Source organism: Bradyrhizobium sp. 14AA (assembly GCF_054185205.1).
In genome coordinates this window covers 122,462-146,373 of sequence record NZ_JAVAYM010000010.1, presented here as the reverse complement: position 1 = coordinate 146,373, position 23,912 = coordinate 122,462, and the positions used below count along the sequence as shown (strand labels likewise).

At 65.5% G+C, this 23,912-nt stretch carries 19 protein-coding genes; 11 read left to right on the top strand and 8 right to left on the bottom strand.

Annotation, left to right across the window (positions count from 1 at the left end; all coding sequences use genetic code 11):
• The first annotated feature begins 276 nt into the window (after window positions 1–276).
• On the top strand, window positions 277–2,286 hold the full coding sequence (locus tag RAD15_RS19800) for a HAMP domain-containing methyl-accepting chemotaxis protein (protein ID WP_458179810.1): 2,010 nt from the start codon (window positions 277–279) through the stop codon (window positions 2,284–2,286).
• Window positions 2,287–2,342: 56 nt separating this feature from the next.
• On the opposite strand, the gene RAD15_RS19795 is transcribed toward RAD15_RS19800, so the two are convergent.
• The 3 genes from RAD15_RS19795 to RAD15_RS19785 form a co-directional block, all read right to left on the bottom strand.
• Entirely contained in the window at window positions 2,343–3,029 is a 687-nt protein-coding gene (locus tag RAD15_RS19795; protein ID WP_458179809.1) for a glutathione S-transferase family protein, read from the bottom strand.
• Between the two features lie 128 nt (window positions 3,030–3,157).
• On the bottom strand, window positions 3,158–3,484 hold the full coding sequence (locus RAD15_RS19790) for a hypothetical protein (protein ID WP_458179808.1): 327 nt from the start codon (window positions 3,482–3,484) through the stop codon (window positions 3,158–3,160).
• Window positions 3,485–3,665: 181 nt separating this feature from the next.
• The gene (locus tag RAD15_RS19785; protein ID WP_458179807.1) at window positions 3,666–4,796 is read right to left on the bottom strand and encodes a DNA methyltransferase; all 1,131 of its coding nucleotides are present in this window, start codon (window positions 4,794–4,796) and stop codon (window positions 3,666–3,668) included.
• Window positions 4,797–5,226: 430 nt separating this feature from the next.
• Between RAD15_RS19785 and ypfJ the strand changes: the two genes are divergently transcribed.
• Window positions 5,227–6,174: a KPN_02809 family neutral zinc metallopeptidase gene (ypfJ, locus tag RAD15_RS19780; protein ID WP_458179806.1), complete on the top strand. Its 948-nt coding sequence runs from the start codon at window positions 5,227–5,229 to the stop codon at window positions 6,172–6,174.
• Window positions 6,175–6,337: 163 nt separating this feature from the next.
• Window positions 6,338–6,901 (top strand): molybdenum cofactor biosynthesis protein B, encoded by a 564-nt coding sequence (gene moaB, locus RAD15_RS19775; protein WP_458179805.1) that lies wholly within the window; start codon window positions 6,338–6,340, stop codon window positions 6,899–6,901.
• 107 nt (window positions 6,902–7,008) lie between these two features.
• Here moaB and RAD15_RS19770 read toward each other — a convergent pair whose 3' ends face one another.
• Together RAD15_RS19770 and RAD15_RS19765 are read right to left on the bottom strand one after the other, a co-directional pair.
• A complete protein-coding gene (locus RAD15_RS19770) occupies window positions 7,009–7,938 on the bottom strand; it encodes a bifunctional helix-turn-helix transcriptional regulator/GNAT family N-acetyltransferase (RefSeq protein WP_458179804.1) in 930 nt (309 codons plus the stop codon).
• Between the two features lie 62 nt (window positions 7,939–8,000).
• Window positions 8,001–8,576 carry a glycosyl transferase gene (locus RAD15_RS19765; protein ID WP_458179803.1) on the bottom strand — a complete coding sequence of 192 codons (576 nt, stop codon included), beginning with the start codon at window positions 8,574–8,576 and terminating at the stop codon, window positions 8,001–8,003.
• A gap of 332 nt (window positions 8,577–8,908) precedes the next feature.
• On the opposite strand from RAD15_RS19765, the gene RAD15_RS19760 reads away from it, so the two are divergent.
• Entirely contained in the window at window positions 8,909–9,748 is an 840-nt protein-coding gene (locus RAD15_RS19760) for an RMD1 family protein (protein WP_458179802.1), read from the top strand.
• 228 nt (window positions 9,749–9,976) lie between these two features.
• On the opposite strand, the gene RAD15_RS19755 is transcribed toward RAD15_RS19760, so the two are convergent.
• Together RAD15_RS19755 and RAD15_RS19750 are read right to left on the bottom strand one after the other, a co-directional pair.
• Complete coding sequence (locus tag RAD15_RS19755) at window positions 9,977–11,173, bottom strand: acetate/propionate family kinase (RefSeq protein WP_458179801.1); 1,197 nt, start codon at window positions 11,171–11,173, stop codon at window positions 9,977–9,979.
• Window positions 11,174–11,179: 6 nt separating this feature from the next.
• Window positions 11,180–13,594, bottom strand: a complete 2,415-nt coding sequence (locus RAD15_RS19750) for a phosphoketolase family protein (RefSeq protein WP_458179800.1) — start codon at window positions 13,592–13,594, stop codon at window positions 11,180–11,182.
• Window positions 13,595–13,815: 221 nt separating this feature from the next.
• Between RAD15_RS19750 and RAD15_RS19745 the strand changes: the two genes are divergently transcribed.
• The 4 genes from RAD15_RS19745 (at window position 13,816) to RAD15_RS19730 (ending at window position 18,003) form a co-directional block, all read left to right on the top strand.
• The gene (locus RAD15_RS19745; RefSeq protein WP_458179799.1) at window positions 13,816–14,979 is read left to right on the top strand and encodes a PA0069 family radical SAM protein; all 1,164 of its coding nucleotides are present in this window, start codon (window positions 13,816–13,818) and stop codon (window positions 14,977–14,979) included.
• Between the two features lie 24 nt (window positions 14,980–15,003).
• Window positions 15,004–15,459 carry a VOC family protein gene (locus RAD15_RS19740; RefSeq protein WP_458179798.1) on the top strand — a complete coding sequence of 152 codons (456 nt, stop codon included), beginning with the start codon at window positions 15,004–15,006 and terminating at the stop codon, window positions 15,457–15,459.
• Between the two features lie 78 nt (window positions 15,460–15,537).
• Window positions 15,538–16,395 (top strand): ribonuclease HII, encoded by an 858-nt coding sequence (locus RAD15_RS19735; protein WP_458179797.1) that lies wholly within the window; start codon window positions 15,538–15,540, stop codon window positions 16,393–16,395.
• 99 nt (window positions 16,396–16,494) lie between these two features.
• Window positions 16,495–18,003 carry a glycosyltransferase family 39 protein gene (locus RAD15_RS19730; protein WP_458179796.1) on the top strand — a complete coding sequence of 503 codons (1,509 nt, stop codon included), beginning with the start codon at window positions 16,495–16,497 and terminating at the stop codon, window positions 18,001–18,003.
• Between the two features lie 149 nt (window positions 18,004–18,152).
• Here the strand turns inward: RAD15_RS19730 and RAD15_RS19725 are convergent, their stop codons facing one another.
• Window positions 18,153–18,959, bottom strand: coding sequence for a uracil-DNA glycosylase (locus RAD15_RS19725; RefSeq protein WP_458179795.1), 807 nt, complete (start codon window positions 18,957–18,959; stop codon window positions 18,153–18,155).
• Between the two features lie 238 nt (window positions 18,960–19,197).
• On the opposite strand from RAD15_RS19725, the gene RAD15_RS19720 reads away from it, so the two are divergent.
• The 3 genes from RAD15_RS19720 (at window position 19,198) to RAD15_RS19710 (ending at window position 23,868) form a co-directional block, all read left to right on the top strand.
• Window positions 19,198–20,859 (top strand): electron transfer flavoprotein-ubiquinone oxidoreductase, encoded by a 1,662-nt coding sequence (locus RAD15_RS19720; protein ID WP_458179794.1) that lies wholly within the window; start codon window positions 19,198–19,200, stop codon window positions 20,857–20,859.
• Window positions 20,860–21,157: 298 nt separating this feature from the next.
• Window positions 21,158–22,954, top strand: a complete 1,797-nt coding sequence (locus tag RAD15_RS19715) for a tetratricopeptide repeat protein (protein WP_458179793.1) — start codon at window positions 21,158–21,160, stop codon at window positions 22,952–22,954.
• Window positions 22,955–22,983: 29 nt separating this feature from the next.
• Window positions 22,984–23,868 carry a 4-(cytidine 5'-diphospho)-2-C-methyl-D-erythritol kinase gene (locus tag RAD15_RS19710; protein WP_458179792.1) on the top strand — a complete coding sequence of 295 codons (885 nt, stop codon included), beginning with the start codon at window positions 22,984–22,986 and terminating at the stop codon, window positions 23,866–23,868.
• The last annotated feature ends 44 nt before the right edge of the window (window positions 23,869–23,912 follow it).

Here is a 23,912-nt window from a genome sequence, read left to right as displayed (position 1 = left end):
TCAAAAGGCAACCCAAAAGCCAAAGGTCCACGCCGATGCGCGTGGACCTGCTCAATTCTTGTTCGGCAAACCTGCCGGCGGCGCGTCGCTTTTGTCCGACTTCCCGGCGGCCTCTCCGTATTCGACACCGGTAAAATAGAGCCTCGATTAACGATTGTTCCCCATTGTGGCGTAGCAGCACGAATCCCTGATGGTGGAAGTTGCGCCTGGCGGCGCCTCCTGCAATCACAAGAAATATCGGCTGCTCCTCTTCTCTCTCAATGGATGGATGCCGAGATGCCGAGCCTGCGTTTGAAGATCCGGGGTCGTCTTTACGTTGGATTTTCGCTTCTGGTGGCCGTGGGTTTGATCATGGCCGTGGTCGCGGTCTGGAATTTGTGGGCCGTGCAGGCCCAGATGGCGCGCCTCTCCTCGCTCTCGGATAATACGGCGCGCGTCCAGGAAATCTCCATCAACCTCCAGGCGCTCAGGCGCGCCAACCTGCGTTATATCTATGACGCCAACGAACCCGCCTTCAAGGAAGCCGCGGAGCGCGAGGCGGCAACGGTCGAGCTGTTGAAGGCTGCGGCCAAGTCGACGATCTCCGAGGAGCGGCTCAAGATCTACAACGGCCTCGTCGGCGATATCGAGAAGATGAAGTCCCTGCGCGAGCGCATGGGCGCCGCCGTCAACGAGACGACCAAGGGCAAGGCCGCTCTGCTCGCCGGCGGCGACGAGCTGACCGCCAACACCGGCAAGGTGGTCGCGGCGGCGGCCGCGACCGGTGATACCTACGTGACCAGCTCCGTTGCCGACCTCGAATCCAAGATCCTGCTGGTCCGTGTCGCAAACTGGCGTTTCCTCGCCGTGCGGGACGTCAAGGGGCCGACCACCTTCCGGGCCAACGCCGACCGGGCGCAGCAGCGCCTCGTGTCGCTGGAGAAGGAAGGACTGCCGGACGAGGTCAAGGCTGCGCTCGGGCCGGTCAAGACCTCGCTGTCGGCCTACAAGGCGGCGTTCGAGACGACCTCTGCGGCGATCCTCGAGGCCGACGAAATCTACCGCAACAATATCGCGCCCGTGATCGCCGAGAGCGTCGACAAGTTGAAGGTCGCGGAAACCGGGCTGAAGGCCGATTACCAGAAGTCGCGTACGCTCGCCGATGGCGTCATCTCGAACACGACATTGATCCAGGGGATCGCCGGCGCTCTTGCCGTCGTGTTCGGCGGCATCGTTGCCTTCCTGATCGGGCGCAGCATCGCCGGGCCGTTGACCACCATGACCCGCGCGATGGGCGCACTTGCCGGCGGCGATCTCAAGGTCGAAATTCCCGGCCGGGGAAATCGCGACGAGATCGGCGACATGGCCAAGGCGATCCAGGTGTTCAAGGACAGCATGGTCGAGACCGAGCGTCTGCGCCACGAGCAGGTCGAGACCGAAGCGCGGCAGGCGGAGAGCCGCAAGGCCGACATGAGAAACCTGGCTGACCAGTTCGAGCGCGCGGTCGGCGAGATCGTGGACACCGTGTCGTCGGCATCGAGCGAGCTCGAAGCTTCCGCCAGCACGCTGACTACAACGGCCACCCACGCCCAGAATCTGTCGACCGAGGTGGCCTCGGCGTCGCAGGAGGCCTCGACAAACGTGCAGGCGGTGGCGTCGGCGACCGAGGAGCTCTCTTCCTCGGTGTCCGAGATCGCGCGTCAGGTGCAGGAATCCGCGCGCATCGCCAGCGATGCCGTGGGGCAGGCGAGCCGGACCAACGATCGCGTCGGCGAGCTCTCCAAGGCCGCGGCCCGGATCGGCGACGTGGTCGAGCTGATCAACACGATTGCCGGCCAGACCAACCTGCTGGCGCTGAATGCCACCATCGAGGCCGCGCGCGCGGGCGAAGCCGGCCGCGGCTTTGCGGTGGTTGCCTCCGAGGTCAAGGCGCTGGCCGAGCAGACCGCGAAGGCGACCGGCGAGATCGGCCAGCAGATTGCGAGCATCCAGGCCGCGACCGAGCAGTCGGTCGGCTCCATCAGGGAGATCAGCGGCACCATCGAGCGGCTGTCGGAAATCTCCTCGGCGGTTGCCGCCGCCGTGGAACAGCAGGGCGCGGCGACGCAGGAGATATCCCGCAACGTCCAGCAGGCCGCCCATGGCACGCAGCGCGTCTCGACCAATATCGGCGACGTCCAGCGCGGCGCTTCCGAGACCGGCTCGGCGTCCTCGCAGGTGCTGTCGGCAGCGCGCTCGCTGTCTTCAGACAGCAACCGGCTGAAGCAAGAGGTCAGGAAGTTCCTGAGTTCGGTCCACGCCGCCTGAGCCTCAAGGCAAAGGCCACGCGCGTGCGCGTGGCCTCGACTGGCGTGGTGGCGCGGTCAGGCGACCTTGGTCGTCATGTGCTTGAACATGTTGCTGCGTGCCTCGTCGTCCATCTCGGCCTTGAAGGCGAACTTGTCCTTCAGCGCGATGGCGCGCGCCGCCGCCGGCCGCGCCGAGATCTCGTCGACGAGCCGCTTCACGTTCGGGTATCGCGCAAAGGCGTCGTCGCCGAGCTTGAACGGCACCATCCGCGCCCAGCCCCACAGCGCCATGTCGACGATCGAATAGCTGTCGCCGACCATATAGCGGCGGCCTGCGAGGTGACCGTCGAGAATCCTGTAGTGGCGATCGGTCTCGTACTGGTAGCGGTTATGGGCGTAGTCGTGGTTCTGGTCCTTCGGCGCGAAATGCTTGAAGTGCACGGCCTGGCCCGAATACGGCCCGACGCCGGTCGCGATGAACATCAGCCATGACAGCGTCTCGCCGCGCACATTGGCGGCGGGCAGGAACTTGCCGGTCTTCTCGGCGAGGTAGAGCAGGATGGCATTGGAATCGAACACGATCGTGCCGTTGTCGTCGATCGCCGGCACCTTGGCGTTCGGATTGATCTTCAGATAGTCCGGCGTGAACTGTTCGCCCGTGCGGGTATCGATCTTCATCGGCTCGAAGGGCAGGCCGGTCTCTTCGAGATAAAGCGCGACCTTGGTCGGGTTCGGCGATCCGTTGAAATAGAATTTGAGCATCAATCATCTCCCCGGTGTCTGTTGGCCGCGCGAGAACGCGGGCGTCATTGGGCGGCCTTGTCTTGCCTGAACCTCGTCCGGGAGAGCAACCGGCGAGTTTGCCGGGCGGTATCTGCGCGGCACGCAGATCAGCCGGCGTAGACGAAGCCGATCGCCGCCACGATGATCATCGCGGCACCGACCGCCTCCAGCCGCAGCCCGAGCCGCGCGGCGAGATGCATGTCGGAGGCCCGCGCCGCGCGCTCCGATCCGCGCGCGTAGCCGTGCACGATGACGTCGTGATTGAAATTGTCGTGGGCTTCGTTGCTGCTGGCGAGTCCGACGCAGATCACGAGCACGCCGAACAGGGCGAGGCCGAAAAATCCGAGCAGGGCGATCAGGAACATCGGAAACATCCCGACCAGGAAGATCGGCAGCAGCGGCACCAGCAGCAATGTCTCGGACTGTCGTCGCATGGGAGGACCGGTCGGGACGGGACTGATGGTGCGAATTTAGTCCTGGCTATCGCGTCATTCAAGATGCCGTAGGGTGGGCAAAGGCGCAAAGCGCCGTGCCCACCAGCACTGCTTCGATCCGGATTGACAGGGATGGTGGGCACGCTTCGCTTTGCCCACCCTACGAGATCGCGGGAAGTGGCTACTCCGCCGTCATGCCGGCGCGGATCTCGGCGCGGAGCTCGTCGATCAGCTTGAGACCTTTCTTGGTCTCGATGTGCCAGAAGGTCCAGCCGTTGCAGGCCTGCGCGCCCTGCGCCACCGCGCCGATGCGGTGGATCGAGCCGACCTTGTCGCCGAACATGATGGCGCCGTCGGCACGCACCAGTGCGCCGAGCTTCTTCTTGGCGTCGAACAGCTTCGTGCCGGGCATGATCATGCCGCGCTCGATCAGTTCGGAGAACGCCACCCGCGGCGCTTCGCGCGCAGTCATGAACGGAGCGAGGCTCGCTTCCGGCAGCGGCTCGACCGCGGCGATGCGGGCCTCGGCGGCCTTCGCATAGGTCTTGTCGCGCTCGAAGCCGATATAGGAGCGGCCGAGGCGTTTTGCGACCGCGCCTGTGGTGCCGGTGCCGTTGAACGGATCGATCACGAGATCGCCGGGTTTCGACGACGACAGCAGCACGCGCGCCAGCAGGCCTTCCGGCTTCTGCGTCGGATGCACTTTCTTGCCGTCGGCGCCCTTGAGGCGCTCCTCGCCGGTGCAGAGCGGGATCAGCCAGTCGGAGCGTGCCTGCACGTCCTCATTGGCCGCCTTCAGCGCTTCGTAGTTGAAGGTGTAGCCCTTGGCCTTCTCGTCGCGCGCGGCCCAGATCATGGTCTCGTGCGCGTTGGTGAAGCGGCGGCCGCGGAAATTCGGCATCGGGTTCGACTTGCGCCAGACGATGTCGTTCAGGAGCCAGAAGCCGAGGTCCTGCATGATCGCGCCGACGCGGAAGATGTTGTGATAGGAACCGATCACCCAGATCGTCGCCGACGGCTTCATCGCGCGGCGGGCGGCAAGCAGCCAGGCGCGGGTGAAATCGTCATAGGCGGAAAACGAATCGAACTTGTCCCAGTCGTCGTCGACGGCATCGACATGGGATTCGTCGGGGCGCTTGAGATCGCCCTTGAGCTGGAGATTGTAGGGCGGATCGGCGAACACGAGATCGACCGAACCAGCCTGAAGCTTCGACATCTCGGCGACGCAATCGCCGAGGATGATGCTGTGCGAAGCGGATTCAAAATTTGTGCGGGGCGCCCTTGCAGACGCCCCGCGACGCGACACTACCATGACTCAAGAACTCTGACTCAGGCGACGCTGTCGGCGACGCGGGACCAAACAACCGACTGACCGTTACAATGGAGCGGCAAAGTAAAAATCGACTTAACCCGCCGCTTTCGTGAGCAGACCTCGCATCACTCCTCGCCTGCGATTCATCGCGCGCATTCGCCGCGTTTTACAGTGTATTTCGCGCTTCCTCGCACTGCGGGAGCGATCATGGCTCCAAAAAGGCGCCAAAATTCTCTCGGAAAAAATTGCTCGCCCCTCGGAAAAAATTGCTGGCATCGGCATGCCGCCGCACTAGGCAATTTTTGCCGACCACGATATTGATAAAGGCAACGGAAATTTTACGTATGTGGCGCGTTGAGCTTTCGCACTATTGTGCGCCACGAACTGCAATCCGGGACCTGCCAATCCGGGACCTCAAAGGAAGGCCGCCATGCGTTACGATGACTTCCGCCGCAGCGACGACGTCGAGGATCGTCGCGACGAAGGTGGTGGTGGCCTTGGCGGCGGTGGAGGAGGCGGGTTCGGCCTGCCGATGGGCGGCGGCGGGCTCGGCATCGGCACCATCCTCGTGCTCGGCCTGATCGGCTATGCCTTCGGCATCGACCCGCGCATCCTGATCGGCGGCGCCGAGATCCTCACCGGCGGCGGCCAGGCGCCGAGCTACCAGACCGATCGCCAGTCGTCTTCGACCTCGGCCAAGCGCGGCGCGCCGACTGATGAAGTCGGCAGCATGATCGCCGGCATCCTCGGCGAGATCGACGATCGCTGGAGCGAGATCTTCCAGGCCAGCGGCCAGAACTATACCGGTCCGAAGGTCGTGCTGTTCCGCAACGCCACCAATGGCGGCCGCTGCGGCATGGCGCAGTCGGCGATGGGGCCGTTCTATTGCCCGCCGGACCGCACCATCTTCCTCGACACCGCCTTCTTCCGCGAGGTCGAGACGCGCTTCCGCGGCTGCTCCGGCAAGTCGGCGTGCAATTTCACCACCGCCTACATCATCGCGCATGAGGCCGGCCATCACATCCAGAACCTGCTCGGCATCATTCCGCGCGTGACGCGGCTGCAGCAGCAGGCCGGCAGCAAGGCCGAGGCCAATGCGCTCCAGGTGAAGGTGGAGCTGCAGGCCGACTGCCTGTCCGGCGTCTGGGTCAATCGCGAGGCGAAGAAGCGCCCGAACTTCCTCGAGCCCGGCGACATCGACGCCGCGCTGACCACAGCGAGCGCGATCGGCGACGACACGCTGCAGCGCCAGGCCACGGGACGCGTCGTGCCCGATTCCTTCACCCACGGCTCGGCGGCGCAACGCAAGCAGTGGTTCATGACCGGCTACCAGCAGGGCACGGTGCAGGCCTGCAACACGTTCGGCGGCGGGGCCTAGTAGTTCTCGCCACCGTGCCCCGGACGCGGCGCAGCGCTTCTTCAGCGGTGCGCTGCAGAGCCGGGGCCCACAATGCCGGTTTCCCAAGCCTCTGGATGGGTCCCGGCTCTGCGGCGCGGCGCTGATGCGCCGCACCTTGTCCGCGACACGAGAGAGACGAACCATGGCCTCGATCGACGAAACAAAGCAGTTCGTTCCGCTCAACATCGCGGTGCTCACCGTCTCCGACACGCGCGCGCTCGCCGATGACAAGTCCGGCCAGACGCTTGCCGACCGACTGACCGGCGCGGGCCATCATCTCGCCGCGCGCGAGATCGTCACCGACGACGTCGAGGCGATCCGCGCGGTGATCCGTCGCTGGATTGCGGATGCCGGCGTCGACGTCGTCATCACCACCGGTGGCACCGGTTTTACGGGACGCGATGTCACGCCGGAGGCGATCGAGCCGCTGTTCGAGAAGCGCATGGACGGGTTCTCGATCGCATTCCACATGCTGAGCCATGCCAAGATCGGCACGTCGACGATCCAGAGCCGCGCCACCGCGGGCGTTGCGGGGGCGACCTACATCTTCTGTCTGCCCGGCTCGCCCGGCGCCTGTCGCGACGGCTGGGACGGCATCCTCCAGGCCCAACTCGACTACCGCACGCGTCCCTGCAATTTCGTCGAGATCATGCCGCGGCTGGACGAGCATCTGCGCAGGCCAAAGGCGCAAGGCGCGACGGTGTAAGCGCGGACAGCCTCGTAGGGTGGGAAAGCGGAGCGTGCCCACCACTTCTGCCGTAATGCTGGATCGGTGGGCACGGCGCTAATGCGCCTTTGCCCACCCTACGATTTCTACAGATCCCGCTCCCAGGTCTCGCCAATCAAATCGTGCCCGAAGCTGTGGTGCTTCTCCTCCTTCACGAGCTTGAAGCCTGCACTTTGATAGATGCCGCGTGCGGCGACCAGGATGCTCTGCGTCCACAGCGTCATCCTGCTGTAGCCCCTCTCGCGTGCGCCCTGGATGCACTGCTCGACCAGCGCGCGGCCGACACCGAGCCCCCGCGCCTTCTTCTCCACCTGCAACAGGCGCAGCTTGGCGATCTCGTCGGTGGCTTTGACCAGAAAGATCGAGCCGACCGGCTCGCCACCGACTTCCGCGATCCAGCAATGCTCGCGTGCGGCGTCGTAGTTCTTGATGAACTGTGCGCAGATCTCGGCGACCAGCGCCTCGTAACTGATGTCCCAGTTGTAGTCCGCGGCATAGGCGGCCCCCTGCTTGGAAATGACCCACCCCATGTCACCGACGCGATGGCTGCGCAGCACGACGGAAGCGGGCTGGCTTCGACGTTGCTCCAGCACCGCCTCAATGGTCGTCATCGCCTGCGTGAGCCGCGTCGCATCGCTGGCCGAAAGCTGGGCCAGCATCGCGGCGACTTCGTTTTGCGAGCTCAGGTTCAGCTTGGCGAAGGTCTGGCGGCCCTTGGCGGTGAGGCTGAGCTGGTATTGCCTGCGATCTGCGGGCAGGGGCCTTCGCGTGATCAGCCCCTTTTCGTCGAAGTTCTGGACGATGCGGCTGAGATAGCCGGGGTCGAGACCAAGCTCGCTTCCGATCTCCTTTGCCGCCAGGTCGTCGCGATGCGCGAGCTCATAGAGCACCCGGGCCTCGCTGAGCGAAAACGGGGTTTGTCCAAGGTGCTGGTCGAGCACACCAAGCTTGCGGGTATAGAAGCGGTTGAAGGCGCGGACGGCTGCGATGTGGTCGTCTGTACCGTTAAATGACATGGCTCACCTCGATACTTGCCATTGTCAAACAATTATTTGACTTTGGCAAGTATCTGGTGACTTCAGGCGACCATGACGATCCGGCTGCGCAACAGGGTCCTCGACGAGCGGCCGAGCCGCCGCAGCAGCCGCGCCTCGGACCGGCGGGCCTGGGGCGGATAGCCCCCGATCCGGTCGTAATGATCACGGGCGATCAAAAGTCCCTGATCGCCGAGCGGGCCGGCGAGCTTGCGCGCCACGGCCCGGAGGATGTCGCGGAATCCGGTATCGGCGTAGGGCGTGCGCGCATAGCGGAACACCGCCGCACGATCTCGGCCGCTGGTCGCGACGGCCTGGATGAACTGGGTGGTCTCCTCGATCCAGCCGGTTTCCAGCACGGCGCCTGCGGGGAGGAACATCAGCCAGGGCGAGCGGGCCTGGAGCGCGCCGGCGGCCAGCGCCGCACCTTGCGAGGAGCCCTCGAAACCGATGAAGCGGCAGCCTGCAACGTCGGCGACGCGCTCGATGACGCCGTTGCGGGTGCCGTCGACCAGCAGCACTTCCCGGATGATGCCCGCGGCGGCGCCCGGCACCAGCGCAGCCAGGGTTGCGACCGCCGTCTGCTCGACGCCTTCGGTCGGAATGATAACGCTCAGCATGATTGAGGCTTCAGTGTCTGCACTTCGGGAGAAGCGTAGTTTGTTATGATGTTGTCATAAACACGCGGCATTGCCGAGTGCAACTTTTCGGCGGGGCTTCGCCGTTCGATGGTAAACTGTCGGAGCCATCGCATCCGAATATGTCCCGTGCGGGGTGGCAAAATTGCCGAATATTTCGGCGCAGGGGCGCCTTGACGGTATTAATCCGGAGTTTCGTTCCGATGTTGCGCGCCTTCCAGGCGGATCGCAATCCTTCAAGAGGAGGATGCGAGCGGGGACGAAGCCCGGGAACGGGAAAAGCACGCAATCCGCAGTGCTGACGAGAGCTTCGCATGAACGCCGATCAACTTGCTGTTAGCGCACCGCCAACCTCGCCCAAGCCGGACGCTGCGCCGACCTTGCGGATCCGGGCGCTGATGCTGGGCGACCGCATCAACGCCTCCGGTCTCGAGATCGGCACGCTGGTCTCGTCGATGCCCGCCGCCTTCCGTGTCCATGCCGGTCTTGCCGTGATCTTTCGCTATGGCGTCGTGGTGCTGATCGGACTTCTCCCTTCGGAGGAGAAGGTGCTGATCGACAGCCTGAAGCCGCGGGTGATCGGCGAGCTCAGCCCCTATGAGGAAGAGATCGCGCAAGCACAGCTCTGCAAGGATGAAAGCACCGAGGCGATCCAGCCGGGCGGGCCGATCTGCCTCGCCAAATTCTCCGACGACCGGCTGCTGCTGGTCGCGGACGCGCTCGCCAAGAGCACGTCGCTGGCCCGCGACGAGCGGCGCGTCGCCGCGGTCTTCGATGTGATCGAGCCTTTTGCGCGGGAGCTTGCCGAGCGCGGCCGCACGCCGCGCCGTCGCAAGGGCATCCTGCAACTGATCGGCAACGCGCTCCTGGTGCAGCAGCGCGTCGCCGGCCGTGTCGCCATCGCCGAGAAACCCGACGTGCTCTGGGAGAAGCCCGAGCTCGACCGGCTTTATTCCCGCCTCGAAGACGAGTACGAGCTGAAAGAGCGTCTCGACACGCTCGAGCGCAAGCTCACCGCGGTGTCGGAGACCGCCAACGCGCTGACCGACATCATCGACACCCAGCGTTCGCTGCGGCTGGAAATCGCGGTGGTGGTGCTGATCCTGATCGAGGTCGCGATCGGCTGCATCCAGATTTTGTCGGGAACGCATTGAGAGCGAGCGGATTGATTGATCAATCCCGCCCAGGAGCGAGATGCGCATGATTGCGCCCTCGCCCCTTGTGGGAGAGGGCAGCACCGGCAGGAGACATGTGCTCACTCGGGTGAGGGGTCTGCCTCCGCATACTCATCTGCCTGTGTGTGCGGTGAGAGACCCCTCATCCGGCGCTTCGCGCCACCTTCTCCCACAAGGGGAGAAGGGAAGAACGCATCTCATTTCGCTCTAGTTGGCTGGAGCTCCCATCGCTCGCAGCACCGTTGCACAATGCCGCGCGATCGCGAGTTCCTCATTTGTTGGGATGACGAACACTTCGACAGCACTATCGCCGCCATTGATCCGCTCGCGCGCCTCGCCATTCGCGGCCGCATCGATGCGCACGCCCAGCCAGGCGAGGCGTTCACCAATCGCGAGCCGGACTTCCATCGCATGCTCGCCGATGCCGCCGGTGAAGACCAGGCAGTCCAGTCCGCCGAGCGTGGTCGCCATCACCGCGACGGCCTGCGCCGCGCGGAAGGTGAAGAGATCGACCGCCTCGCGCGCCGCAACCTCGCGGCTTGCGAGTAGCGTGCGCATGTCCGCAGAGATGCCGGAGACGCCGAGCAGGCCGGACTGGTGATAGAGCAGGTGCTCGACATCCTCGAGCGTCATCTTCTCGTGCTGCTGCAGATAGAGCAGCACGCCGGGATCAATCGTGCCGCAGCGCGTGCCCATCACGAGGCCGTCGAGCGGCGTCAACCCCATCGTGGTGTCGACGCTGCGGCCGTCGCGCAACGCGCACAGGCTGGCGCCGTTGCCGAGATGCGCGATCACAGTGCGCTCGGATGCAAGCCCGGGAGCGATCTCGGCGAGACGGCCGGCGACGTATTCGAAGGACAGGCCGTGAAAGCCGTAACGCCTGATGCCGCGCTCTTCATAACGTCTCGGAATGGCGAAGCGGCGTGCGGGCGGTGCGAGACCGTGGTGAAAGGCGGTGTCGAAGCAGGCGATCTGCGTCAGCCCGGGCCGGATCGCCGAGATGGTGCGGATGGGTGTGAGGCAGCGCGGCTGGTGCAGCGGCGCCAGCGGCGTCAGCGCCTCCAGCTTCGCGATGACGTCGTCCGTCACCGCGACAGGGCCTGAGTAATCGGGCCCGCCGTGAACGATGCGGTGCCCGACGGCGCGCAAGCTGCCTGGGCCAAACTGGTGCTCGATAAAGGCGAGCACGTCGGCGAAGAGATGCTTGCTGTCGGCGTCCGAAGCGTCCCTCCGCGTCTCGAACAGGTCTTCGCCTGCGGGACTCTTCACGACGAGCCGGGGTTTTGCCTCATGCTCGTCGAGCAAACCCTTGCAGAGCAGGGTGGGACCGGACACCGCCGGATCGAACAGGCCGAACTTGATGCTCGACGATCCCGAGTTGAGGACGAGGACCGTATCCGGCATGGCGCGTCAATCGCCGGCTTCGGCCGGCGTGTTGCCGCCGGCGCTGTTCGGCCAGACCCAGTTCTGGACCTCGGGCATGTCCTCGCCGTGTTCGCGCACATAGCGCGAATGCTCGATCAGCTTGTCGCGGAATTGCTGCTTCACTTTCGCAGCCTTGGCGGCGAGACCGGGCACGCGCTCGATCGCCTCGATCGCGAGATGGTAGCGGTCGAGCCCGTTGAGCACGACCATGTCGAACGGCGTCGTCGTGGTGCCTTCCTCGGCGAAGCCGCGCACATGCATGCCGGCATGGTTGGTGCGGTTATAGGTGAGACGGTGGATGAGGTAGGGATAGCCGTGATAGGCGAAGATGACAGGCTTGTTGGATGTGAACAGGCCGTCGAAGTCACGATCCGAAAGCCCGTGAGGATGCTGCTCCTTCGGTTGCAGCGTCATCAGGTCCACGACGTTGATGACGCGGATCTTCAGATCGGGCAGCGCCTTGCGCAGCAGGTCGACCGCCGCCAGCGTCTCCAGTGTCGGCACGTCGCCGGCGCAGGCCATCACCACATCGGGCTCGCCGTTCGCGTCTTCGTTGCCGGCCCAGCTCCAGATGCCGATGCCGGCATCGCAATGCGTCGCGGCGTCCTGCATCGACAGCCATTGCGGCGACGGCTGCTTGCCGGCCACGATGACGTTGATGCGGTTATAGGTCCGCAGGCAGTGATCGGCGATCCACAGCAGGGTGTTGGCATCCGGCGGAAAGTAGATGCGGACGATATCGGCCTTCTTGTTGGCGACGAGATCGACGAAACCGGGATCCTGGTGGCTGAAGCCGTTATGGTCCTGCCGCCAGACATGCGAGGTCAGGAGATAATTGAGCGATGCGATCGGCCGCCGCCATGGCATGTGCCGCGTCACCTTCAGCCATTTGGCGTGCTGGTTGAACATGGAATCCACGATGTGGATGAAGGCCTCGTAGCAGGAGAAGAAGCCGTGCCGTCCGGTCAGCAGATAGCCTTCCAGCCAGCCCTGGCAGAGATGCTCGCTCAGCACCTCCATCACGCGGCCGTCCTGCGCAAGATGCACGTCGTAAGATTCGATCGGCTCCATCCAGACGCGTTCCGTGGTCTCGAACACCGCGTCCAGCCGGTTTGACGCGGTCTCGTCCGGGCCCATGATGCGGAAGTTGCGCTCTTGTGCGTTCAGGCGGATGACGTCGCGCAGGAATTTGCCGAGCTCGCGCGTTGCTTCGCCGGTGACGGCGCCGGGCTCCGGCACCTCGACTGCAAAACTGCGGAAGTCCGGCAGCTTCAGCTCCTTCTTCAACAGGCCGCCATTGGCATGCGGATTGGCGCCCATGCGGCGATTGCCTGCGGGGGCCAGGGCCTGGAGCTCGGGAATGAGTGCCCCATTTGCATCGAACAGTTTTTCCGGCTCGTAGCTGCGCATCCAGTCTTCGAGCACTTGTCGATGCGCCGGATTTTCGCGGCAGCCTGCGACGGGCACCTGATGCGCGCGCCAAAAGCCTTCGACCTTCTTGCCGTCGACCTCCTTCGGGCCGGTCCAGCCCTTCGGGCTGCGCAATACGATCATCGGCCAGCGCGGCCGCTCGACGGCCTTTCGACCGTCGCGGGCGTGCTGCTGGATCGAGCGGATGCTGGCGAGCGCGACGTCGAGCGCGTCCGCCATGGCCTGGTGCATCAATTTGGGATCGTCGCCCTCGACGAACAGCGGCTCGTGGCCTAGCCCGCGGAACAGGTCGCGGATCTCGCTGTCGGCCATCCGCCCGAGCACGGTCGGGCCCGCGATCTTGTAGCCGTTGAGATGCAGGATCGGCAGCACCGCGCCGTCATGGGCGGGGTTCAGGAACTTGTTCGAGTGCCAGGAGGCCGCGAGCGGACCGGTTTCCGCTTCGCCGTCACCGACGACGCAGGCGACGATCAGGTTGGGATTGTCGAGCGCCGCGCCATAGGCATGCACCAGCGCGTAGCCGAGCTCGCCGCCCTCGTGGATCGAGCCCGGCGTTTCCGGCGCCGCATGGCTCGGAATGCCGCCGGGGAACGAGAACTGCCTGAAGAGTTTTCGCAATCCGTTCGTATCGCGCGCGATGTCGGGATAGATCTCGCTGTAGCTGCCTTCGAGATAAGTGTTGGCGACCATGCCCGGGCCGCCATGGCCGGGACCGCAGACATAGAGCACGCTGACATCCAGCGCGCGGATGACGCGGTTGAGATGGGCGTAGATGAAGTTCAGACCGGGCGTCGTGCCCCAATGACCGAGCAGACGCGGCTTGATGTGCTCAGGCCGCAGCGGCTCGCGCAGCAGCGGATTGTCCAGCAGGTAGATCTGCCCGACGGAGAGGTAGTTGGCGGCGCGCCAATAGCGATCGAGGAGATCGAGGTCGCTGCTCGCGGCAGCCGATTGTTGTTGATTTGTCATGTTCCTGCCGACCTTCACCCGTCGATCATTTCGCGATCGTCACCAACTGAGTTCCGGCGCGATCGATCCGTGGCCGGCATCAAACGGGATCGCCGTGACGGGCGTGTTGCGTGAGGTCAAAGCTGCGGGCCTGAAATGTGGGCGGCTACAGTGCATGGGGTTGTTTTCACGTTTTTTGTTTGTGTTCTTGATTTGTTCCTTTGGCGTGCTATCTTGGCTTCATGAGTCCAGCATCTTCTTCTGCTCTCAAGCACCCGCCGGTCACGGCGCCCTCCGAGCCGGCGGGTGCGCCTTCTGATTTCCCCGAGCTTGGCGTCGCCATCGACCGCGCCCGCAGGCGAGGGCGGGGCGCGCAGTCCAATGCCAGCGGTCGCTACGAGGCCGAGGCACGCGTCGCATTCGATGACGGCTGGCAGAGCCTTGAGGAACTGCCGCCGTTCAAGACCAGTGTCGGCGTCGACACCTCGCGCAAGGTGATCACCCGCAACGATTCGCCCGACATCGGCTTCGACCGCTCGATCAATCCCTATCGCGGCTGCGAGCATGGCTGTGTCTATTGCTTCGCGCGGCCGACCCACGCCTATCTCGGCCTGTCGCCGGGGCTCGACTTCGAATCGAAGCTGTTTGCGAAACCCGAGGCGCCGGCGTTGCTCGAGAAGGAGCTCGCGGCTGCCGGCTACGAGCCGCGGATGATCGCGATCGGCACCAACACCGATCCCTATCAACCGATCGAGCGCGAGCGCAAAATCATGCGCGGCATTCTCGAGGTGCTGGAGCGGGCCGGTCATCCCGTCGGCATCGTCACCAAATCGGCGCTGGTGGTGCGCGACATCGACATTCTCGCGCGGATGGCCAAGCGCAATCTCGCCAAGGTCGCGATATCGGTCACCTCGCTCGACCCAAAACTGGCGCGCACCATGGAGCCGCGGGCCTCGACACCGCCGAAGCGGCTGGAGGCGTTGAAGCAGCTTTCGGAGGCCGGCATCCCGACCACGGTGATGGTCGCGCCGGTGATCCCCGCGCTGAACGATTCCGAGATCGAGCGCATCCTCGATGCCGCTGCGCACGCCGGCGTCAAGGAAGCCTCCTACGTGCTGCTGCGGCTGCCGCTGGAGGTGCGCGATCTCTTCCGCGAATGGCTGATGGCGAACTATCCGGACCGCTACCGCCACGTCTTCACGCTGATCCGCGACATGCGCGGCGGCCGCGACTACGATGCGAAATGGGGCGAGCGCATGAAGGGCACGGGACCGATGGCCTGGACCATCGGCCGTCGTTTCGAGATCGCATGCGACAGGCTTGGGCTGAACAAGCGGCGCTCGAAGCTGACGACGGATCATTTTGCCAGGCCGAAACGGAACGGCGATCAGCTCAGCCTGTTCTGATCGGGGAAGTGGAAGAGGCGTAGCATGAGTCAGGAACTCGCCGTGCCGGTGCCGCGGCTGACCGTCATCACGCTGGGCGTCAGCGACATCCGCGCCAGCATCGCCTTTTACGATGCGCTTGGTTTTGCGCGCCGGCTGAAGGCGACCGGCGAGGCCGTCGCGTTCTACGATACCGGCGGCCCGGTGCTCGCGCTCTATCCCTGGGACCAACTCGCAGCCGATGCCAAGCTGCCTGATCAGCCAAGGCCAACGACCTTCCGTGGCATGACGCTCGCCTGGAACTGTCGGACCCGCGAGGAGGTCGATGCGGTGCTGGCCTTCGCCCTCAGCAAGGGGGCGAGGCTGGTGAAGGCCGCGCACGAGACCGACTATGGAGGTTATTCCGGTTATTTCGCCGACCCGGACGATCATCCCTGGGAAGTCGTGGTCGCGCCCGGCATCGAGGTCGGCGAGGACCGGCGGGTGCATCTGGCGGAATAGGGCTGGCCTGCCTGAATAACGGGAATTGCGATTGGTTCCCGGTTGCGCCGGCGGGGCCGCTTGCGCACGATCCCGGCCATGATTCGGGACAAGTCCGCCAAGAAGCCGGCCAAGGGCGCGCCAAAGAAGGCCGTTGCAAAGACGGCAGCGCCTGCCAAGGCGGCTAAACCATCTGGGGCCAAGGCTACGAAGGCTCTTGCCGGCAAGCAAGGCATCGTCGTCGTCGCTTCCCCAAGCTTCCGCCGCGAGCGCGCGCTGATCAAGCGCGGGGTCTGGCCGGTCGCGGGCTGCGACGAGGCCGGCCGCGGGCCGCTGGCAGGCCCCGTGGTGGCGGCTGCGGTGATTCTCGATCCCGACCGCATCCCGCGCGGCATCGACGATTCCAAGCGCCTGACGGCCGAGGAGCGCGAGAAGCTTTTCGACAAGATCTGCGCCACGGCGCAGGTCTCGGTCGCCGTCGCCTCGCGCGCCCGGATCGACCGCGACAACATCCTGCGCGCCTCGCTATGGGCGCTGAAGCGCGCCGTGGTGGCGCTGCCCGAACAGCCCAAGCATGTCTTCGTCGACGGCCGCGACCGGCTCGATACGGCTTGCGATTGCGAGGCCGTGATCGGCGGCGACGGCATCGTGCTGTCGATCGCAGCCGCCTCGATCGTCGCCAAGGTCACGCGCGACCGCCTGATGTGCGCACTGGCGCAGGACTGCCCCGGCTACGGCTTCGAGCAGCACAAGGGCTACGGCGTCCCCGAGCATCTCGACGCCCTCGACCGCCTCGGCCCCACAATCCACCACCGCAGCTTCTTCGCCCCCGTCGCCGCCGCCCGCGCCAAGCACATGCCCTGGACCGTCGAGCCGGTGCGGGACCTGTTTGCCGTGACCGAGGTCGAACTGCAGGTGGAAGAGGCCGTCGAAATCGATGCTTCAACGGGCCTCTAGAGTAGACGGTCGTTGCCACGACGCGCAGCGCCCCTTATCAAAGTACGTGTGAGCGAATAGGGCCGGCTGGACGGGTTGGCTGCATCTTTCGGACGTTGCATGCGGTTTACCTCCCTGGTCATCGAGCTCATTCGCGCCCGGCCGCGGCTGATCGTGTGGATCGTCGTGCTGCTCCAGGCGGCGATGTGGCTGTTCGTGGCGCTGGTGTTCTACCGCAGCCCGCCCGGCACCCTGGCGACGCTGCTGGCCTTCGGCAGGGAATACCAGGTCGGTACTGATCTCGGCCCGCCCTTGCCGGTCTGGCTTGCCGACATCGCCTATCGCGCCGCCGGCGGTCACATGTTCGGCGTCTACGTGCTGGCCCAGCTCTGCGAGGTCGCGACCTTCATCACGCTCTATCATCTCTCCCGCGCGGTGGTGGGCTCGCAGCAGGCGGTGCTCGCCGTGCTGCTGACCATGACGGTGCTGGCCTTCTCCTCGCCCGCGCTCGACTTCGGCCCCCTCGTGCTGGCCCGGCCGCTCTGGGCGCTGTTGCTGCTGCACTCCTGGCAGATCATCGGCCAGCGTCGCGGCAATGCGTGGTTCGCCTGGTCGATCGAGGCGGGCCTCCTGCTGCTGACCACGCCCGCGGCGATCTTCCTTCTCCTGCTGCTCGTCGTCTTCGCGCTCTCGACCGCCGGCGGCCGCCGCACGCTGCGCGCGCTCGATCCGCTGTTCGCGCTGATCGTCGTCGCCGTGCTGGCGCTGCCCTATGCGGTCTGGCTCATGCGTGCCGAGACGCTCGTGATGCCGACCTTGCCGCAGGTCGCGGAGCTGAACGCCCGCGCCCTTCACGCGGCCTGGCTGCTCGGCGGGCTGGTGCTGGGGGCTGCCGCGATCCCGGCGCTGACGTTCCTCAACACGCGTCTGTTCGTCGCCAGGGGCGAGGAGGCGCCGATCATCTACCGGCCGCCGGTCGAGCCGCTCGCGCGCAACTTCGTGTATTTCTTCGCGCTTGCGCCGGCGCTCGGCGCGGTCGTGATCTCGACCCTGCTCGGGCTCGACACCGTCGTCGGCGGCGCCGGCGTGGTGCTCGTTATGGCGGGCCTCGCGGTGGTCGTGCTGGCGGGCGATCTCATCGCGATGCGGCGTGCGCGGGTGCTGCGCATGGTGTGGGCCGCCGCCGTCATCGCGCCGGCCGTGGGCGTCGTGCTCGCCGTCCTGATCATGCCCTGGACCGGCACCGGCGAGATCGCGACCTCGATGCCGGCGCGCGCCATTTCCGACTTCTTCGACGAGAGCTTTGCCCGCCGCACCAACCACCGCCTGCGCGCGGTGGCCGGAGAGAGCCAGCTTGCGAGCCTGATCACGCTGCATTCCGGCCGACCGCATCTCTTCATGGACGCTAACCCTGCGCGGACGCCGTGGATGTCACAGGCCAAATTCAGCGAGACCGGCGGTGTCGTGGTCTGGCGCGCCTCCGACACCGCCGGCACGCCGCCGCCGGACATCCTCGCACGCTTTCCCGGCATCGTGCCGGAGGTGCCGCGCGCCTTCGAATGGCTGGTGACCGGCCGCCAGCAGCTGCTCCGCATCGGCTGGGCCATCGTGCGGCCGAAGGGGTCGTAGCGCCCTCGTGCCCCGGACGCTGCGCAGCGCCCCTTCGGCGGTGCGCTGCAGACCCGGGGCCCATCCCGCCGTTCGTACTGTGTTGCTTTCTGGGTCCCGGCTCTGCGGCGCGTCACTGCGTGCCGCACCGCGCCCGGGACACGAGAGCATTACCCCGCCAGCACCTTCGCGATCGCCCGCAGATCCTGCCAAGCCAGCCGCTTGTACGACGGCGAGCGCAAGAGATAGGCAGGATGGAAGGTCGGCAGCGCGCGAATGGTGCGTCCGCCCGTCTCGTAGTCGAACCAGCGCCCGCGCGTGCGCATGATGCCTTCGCGGGTCGAGAGCAGCGTCTGCGTCGAGGGATTGCCGAGCGTCACCAGCACGTCGGGATTCACCAGCTCGATCTGGCGCTGGATGAAGGGCAGGCAGATTTGCGTCTCCTGCGGCGTCGGCGTGCGGTTGCCGGGCGGCCGCCACGGGATGACGTTGGCGATATAGGCGGTGGTGCGGTTGAGGCCGATTGCACCAATCATCAGATCGAGCAACTTTCCGCTGCGCCCGACGAAGGGCAGTCCCTCGATGTCCTCGTCGCGGCCCGGCGCTTCGCCGACGAACATGATGCGCGCCTGCGGATTGCCGTCGGCGAACACCAGCCGCGTCGCGGTGTGCTTCAGCGCGCAGCCCTCGAAGTTCTGCATCAGCTCGCGGAGCGCCTCCAGCGTCGGGGCGGTGCGCGCAGCCTCGCGCGCCGAGGCGATCGCGACATCGGGCGCAGGTGCGGCCTCGCCGCGCATCACGGCTGGTGCTGCGACCGGCCGCGGTGCCGCGACGGGCGGTGCCGCGCGCGGGGCCGGCGGCGGGGCATCCAATTCCGCCAGGCGGTCGATCGGTTCCTCCGCGAGCGCGCAATCGACGCCGGCCTCCAGATAGAAGGCTAAGAGCTCTCGGACGGTGGGTGCGGGTTCGGGTATCATGGGAAAGTCTGACTATTATAGCATAGCGTTTTCGAGCGAAGTGGGCACCCGGTTCGCGTGAAGAAAACGCGTCAAAAAAGATCGGGGCTTCCCCGGTTCTGGCCTCACAGAACCGGCGAGGTCCCGTTTAAGGCGCCTTGCATCCCAGCGGAACGCATTTCCGTGGTTGTCCTACCCGGAAAAATCGGAAACAAGGAGGCGCAAACGACCAAGGAACCGTCTCAAGGGCTGAGATCAGATGAGCACCGAAGAACTTCCCCCGCGCGAATCCATGGAATTCGACGTCGTCATCGTCGGCGCCGGCCCCTCGGGCCTGTCGGCCGCGATCCGGCTGAAGCAGCTCAACGCCGATCTCAACGTCGTCGTGGTGGAGAAGGGCTCCGAGGTCGGTGCGCATATCCTCTCCGGCGCGGTGATCGATCCGGCCGGGCTCGACAAGCTCGTTCCGGACTGGCGCGAGGATGCCGATTGCCCGCTGAAGACCCAGGTCAAGGACGACCGCTTCTACTGGATGACGGGTGGCGGTGCGATCAAGCTGCCGAACTTCATGATGCCGCCGCTGATGGACAACCATCACTGCTATATCGGCTCGCTCGGCAATGTCTGCCGCTGGCTGGCGCGCAAGGCGGAAGCGCTCGGCGTCGAGATTTATCCGGGCTTCGCCGCGGCCGAGGTGCTCTATGATGAGCAGGGCGCGGTGAAGGGCATCGCTACCGGCGACATGGGCATCGGCCGCGACGGCAAGCCGAAGGACTCCTTTACCCGCGGCATGGAATTGCTCGGCAAGTACACGCTGTTCGCTGAAGGCGCGCGCGGCAGCCTGACCAAGCAACTCATCGCGAAATTCGCGCTCGACTCCAAGAGCGAGCCGGCGAAGTTCGGCATCGGGCTGAAGGAAGTCTGGCAGATCGACCCCGCCAAGCACCAGAAGGGCATGATCCAGCACTCGTTCGGCTGGCCGCTCGACCTGAAGACCGGTGGCGGCTCGTTCCTCTATCATTACGACGACAATCTCGTCGCCGTCGGCTTCGTCGTGCATCTGAACTACGACGATCCCTATCTGTCGCCGTTCGACGAATTCCAGCGCTTCAAGACCCACCCCTCGATCCGCGGTACTTTCGAAGGCGCCAAGCGGCTCGCCTACGGCGCGCGCGCCATTACGGAGGGCGGCTACCAGTCGGTGCCGAAGCTCAGCTTCCCCGGCGGCGCGCTGATCGGCTGTGCGGCCGGCTTTGTCAACGTGCCGCGCATCAAGGGCGTGCACAACGCGATGGGCACCGGCATGCTTGCCGCAGAGCATGTTGCAGCGGCGCTCGCCGCCGATCGCGCCAACGACGAGATCGTCGACTACGAGAACGCGTGGCGCTCCTCGTCGGTCGGCAAGGATCTGTTCCTGGTCCGCAACGTCAAGCCGCTGTGGTCGAAGTTCGGTACCGTGCTCGGCGTCGCACTCGGCGGCTTCGACATGTGGTGCAACACGCTGTTCGGCGCTTCGCTGTTCGGCACCCAGGCGCACGCCAAGCCCGATCGCGCCACGCTCGATCCGGCCAAGAGCCACGCGCCGAAGAACTATCCGAAGCCGGACGGCAAGATCTCCTTCGACAAGCTGTCCTCGGTGTTCCTGTCCAACACCAATCACGAGGAGGACCAGCCGGTCCATCTCCGGGTTGCCGACATGAACCTGCAGAAGACCTCGGAGCACGACGTCTTCGCCGGCCCCTCGAATCGCTATTGCCCGGCCGGCGTCTATGAATGGGTCGAGGAGGGCGCGAGCCCGCGCTTCCAGATCAACGCCCAGAACTGCGTCCACTGCAAAACCTGCGACGTGAAGGACCCCAACGGCAACATCACCTGGGTTCCCCCGGAGGGCGGCGGCGGCCCGAACTACGAGGCGATGTAGGAGCCGGCCCGGCAAAGGGGGCCGGGTCACAAAAGGTGATCTGGCGCACGTTCGCGTGAGGACGCGGGTGCGGCTGCCGGTCGCGGTCACGATAAGGCCATAGTAGCGGCGTCTTGGGGCGCTCTTGTCCGATTTGGGGCGTGCGGAGGGGATCGCCCGACCCGAATCCTTGCGGCGAAGCGCCAAAAGCGGCATTGTCCGGCCTGACGGTTCCGGGTCCCGATGCCACCGGCCGCGTTCGCATGCGATACGGCCTTCTGCTGCAAACCCAGGCACTACCAACTCAAGGCGAGCCCTGATGTTTTCAAATCGTTTCAACCGCTGGACTGTTGCCGCCATCGCCCTCATGGGCACAGCGATCGCGACGGTCCCCGGCAGGGTCCTGGCGCAGACGCCGGATCATCCCTCCGACACGGCGGCGCAGTTTCCGACCCGGAACGATCTGAAGTCGCTCACCGGTGCCGGCAGCTATCTCGCCGCCCGCCACGCCAGCGTCGAGCGTGACGCGGCCTCCGCCGCGGCCTTCTACCGCTCGGCACTCCGCACCGATCCGAAGAACAACGAACTGCTCGACCGCGCCTTCATCTCGTCGGTTGCCGACGGCGATATCGACGAGGCCGTCAAGCTCGCCGAGCGCGTCCTCACCATCGACAAGACCAACCGCGTCGCGCGCCTCGTCGTGGGCGTGCACGATCTCAAGATGAAGAAGTACGCGACCGCGCAGACCAACATCAACCAGTCGATCCGCGGTCCGATCACCGATCTCGTCGCCACGCTGCTGTCGGGCTGGGCCGCCTATGGTGCGGGCGATGCCAAGGGTGGCGTCGCCACCATCGACAAGCTGGCCGGTCCCGAATGGTATCCGCTGTTCAAGGACCTCCACGCCGGCATGATCCTCGAGCTCTCCGGCAAGGAGAAGGACGCCGGCACCCGCTTCGAGCGCGCCTACAAGCTCGACGATTCCATGCTGCGCGTCACCGAGGCCTATGCGCGCTGGCTGTCGCGCAACAAGGATTCTGCTGCCGCGACCACCGTCTACCTGGCCTTCGACAAGAAGCTCGCCCGCCATCCGCTGATCGTGGAAGGCCTGCGCGACACCAAGGCCGGCAAGAAGATGCCGCCGCTGGTCGATTCCGCGCAGGCCGGCGCGGCCGAAGCGCTCTACGGCATCGGCGCCACGCTGACCCGCCGCGGCGGCGAGGACCTGGCGCTGGTCTATCTCCAGCTCTCGCTCTACCTCCAGCCGACCCATCCGCTGGCGCTACTCTCGCTCGCCGACCTCTATGAATCGGTGAAGCGGCCGCAGATGGCGATCAAGATCTATGAGCGCGTGCCGTCGACCTCGCCGCTCAAGCGCAACGCGCAGATCCAGCTCGCCATTGACCTCGATTCCGCCGACCGCACCGAGGAGGCGATCAAGATCCTCAAGGGCGTCACGACAGAGGATGCCAAGGATCTCGAGGCCATCATGGCGCTCGGCAACATCGAGCGCGGCCGCAAGAAGTTCGGCGATTGCGGTGCGACCTATTCGCAGGGCATCGAGGTGCTGCCGGCCGGCGCCGACAAGGCCAACAGCGTCTGGTACTATTATCGCGGCATCTGCGAGGAGCGCTCCAAGCAGTGGGGCAAGGCCGAAACCGACATGAAGAAGGCGCTCGAGCTCCAGCCCGACCAGCCGCACGTTCTCAACTATCTCGGCTATTCCTGGATCGACCAGGGCGTGAACCTCGACGAAGGCATGAAGATGATCAAGCGCGCCGTCGAGCAGCGTCCCGACGACGGCTACATCGTCGACTCCCTCGGCTGGGCCTACTTCCGCATCGGCAATTACGAAGAGGCGGTGAAGAACCTCGAGCGCGCGATCGACCTCAAGCCCGAGGATCCCACCATCAACGATCACCTCGGCGACGCCTATTGGCGCGTCGGTCGCACGCTGGAAGCCAAATTCCAGTGGTCTCACGCCCGCGATCTCAAGCCCGAGCCGGATGACCTTCCGAAGATCGAGGCCAAGATCGCAGGCGGCCTCACCGAGGACAATTCGAACTCTTCAGCCGCGCAGGCGGAAAAGAAGAAGGATGACGGTAAGGGCGGTTAATCTGGTTAAGTTCTGGGGGCGTATCGCCAATGCCGGCGTTGATTGAGGAAGGGCGCGCGAAGGTCAACTTAAGCCTTCGCGTCGTGGGCCGTCGTGCCGACGGTTATCATGATCTCGAAAGTGTGGTCGCCTTTGCGGATTGCGCCGACCGGCTCACGCTGGAGCCGGGCGGCGAGCTGAAGCTCGTGACCACCGGGCCGCTGGCTGCGGCGTGCGGCGATACCGCCGACAATCTCGTGATCAAGGCCGCCAGGCTCCTGGCCGAAGCCGTGCCGGGATTGAAGCTGGGCGCGTTCGCACTCGACAAGGTGCTGCCGGTTGCGGCCGGTATCGGCGGCGGCTCGGCCGATGCTGCGGCGGCGCTGCGGCTGCTGGCGCGTCTCAACAATTTGCCGCTCGATGATCCGCGGCTCCAGAAGGTTGCGCTGGCGACCGGCGCCGACGTGCCGGTGTGCCTGTTCTCGCGCGCCTGCGACATGACCGGCGTCGGCGAGCAACTGTTGCCGCTCGCGCTGCCGAGCATGCCTTGCGTGATGGTCAATCCGCGCGTGCCGGTCGCGACCAAGGACGTGTTCCAGGCGCTTGGCCTGCGCAACGGCGAGCTGCTGGTCGGCGCCACCGCCGTGCTCAACGCGCCGGCCTGGCCGGAGGAGGGCGGGACCGTCGCTGATTGGGTCGACGTCCTCGAAACCGTCGCCAACGATCTCGAAGAGCCGGCACTACGGATCGAGCCTGTCATCGGCAATGTGCTGGAGGCCTTGCGTGACTCCCCCGGCGTCAAGCTCGCCCGCATGTCCGGTTCGGGTGCGACGTGCTTTGCGATCTATGGCGCACCGACTGAGGCGCACACGGCCGCCGAAAAGATCAGGCGCGATCATCCCGGCTGGTGGGTGCATGCGGGGACGTTGAGCTAGGTATTTCCCCGACGACAGTGCCGTAGGGTGGGCAAAGGCGCCCT

Coding starts and splice junctions, on each gene's coding strand:
- RAD15_RS19800 (WP_458179810.1), top strand. CDS start 277: ATGCCGAGCCTGCGTTTGAAGATCCGGGGTCGTCTTTACGTTGGATTT.
- RAD15_RS19795 (WP_458179809.1), bottom strand. CDS start 3,029: ATGCTCAAATTCTATTTCAACGGATCGCCGAACCCGACCAAGGTCGCG.
- RAD15_RS19790 (WP_458179808.1), bottom strand. CDS start 3,484: ATGCGACGACAGTCCGAGACATTGCTGCTGGTGCCGCTGCTGCCGATC.
- RAD15_RS19785 (WP_458179807.1), bottom strand. CDS start 4,796: ATGGTAGTGTCGCGTCGCGGGGCGTCTGCAAGGGCGCCCCGCACAAAT.
- ypfJ (WP_458179806.1), top strand. CDS start 5,227: ATGCGTTACGATGACTTCCGCCGCAGCGACGACGTCGAGGATCGTCGC.
- moaB (WP_458179805.1), top strand. CDS start 6,338: ATGGCCTCGATCGACGAAACAAAGCAGTTCGTTCCGCTCAACATCGCG.
- RAD15_RS19770 (WP_458179804.1), bottom strand. CDS start 7,938: ATGTCATTTAACGGTACAGACGACCACATCGCAGCCGTCCGCGCCTTC.
- RAD15_RS19765 (WP_458179803.1), bottom strand. CDS start 8,576: ATGCTGAGCGTTATCATTCCGACCGAAGGCGTCGAGCAGACGGCGGTC.
- RAD15_RS19760 (WP_458179802.1), top strand. CDS start 8,909: ATGAACGCCGATCAACTTGCTGTTAGCGCACCGCCAACCTCGCCCAAG.
- RAD15_RS19755 (WP_458179801.1), bottom strand. CDS start 11,173: ATGCCGGATACGGTCCTCGTCCTCAACTCGGGATCGTCGAGCATCAAG.
- RAD15_RS19750 (WP_458179800.1), bottom strand. CDS start 13,594: ATGACAAATCAACAACAATCGGCTGCCGCGAGCAGCGACCTCGATCTC.
- RAD15_RS19745 (WP_458179799.1), top strand. CDS start 13,816: ATGAGTCCAGCATCTTCTTCTGCTCTCAAGCACCCGCCGGTCACGGCG.
- RAD15_RS19740 (WP_458179798.1), top strand. CDS start 15,004: ATGAGTCAGGAACTCGCCGTGCCGGTGCCGCGGCTGACCGTCATCACG.
- RAD15_RS19735 (WP_458179797.1), top strand. CDS start 15,538: ATGATTCGGGACAAGTCCGCCAAGAAGCCGGCCAAGGGCGCGCCAAAG.
- RAD15_RS19730 (WP_458179796.1), top strand. CDS start 16,495: ATGCGGTTTACCTCCCTGGTCATCGAGCTCATTCGCGCCCGGCCGCGG.
- RAD15_RS19725 (WP_458179795.1), bottom strand. CDS start 18,959: ATGATACCCGAACCCGCACCCACCGTCCGAGAGCTCTTAGCCTTCTAT.
- RAD15_RS19720 (WP_458179794.1), top strand. CDS start 19,198: ATGAGCACCGAAGAACTTCCCCCGCGCGAATCCATGGAATTCGACGTC.
- RAD15_RS19715 (WP_458179793.1), top strand. CDS start 21,158: ATGTTTTCAAATCGTTTCAACCGCTGGACTGTTGCCGCCATCGCCCTC.
- RAD15_RS19710 (WP_458179792.1), top strand. CDS start 22,984: ATGCCGGCGTTGATTGAGGAAGGGCGCGCGAAGGTCAACTTAAGCCTT.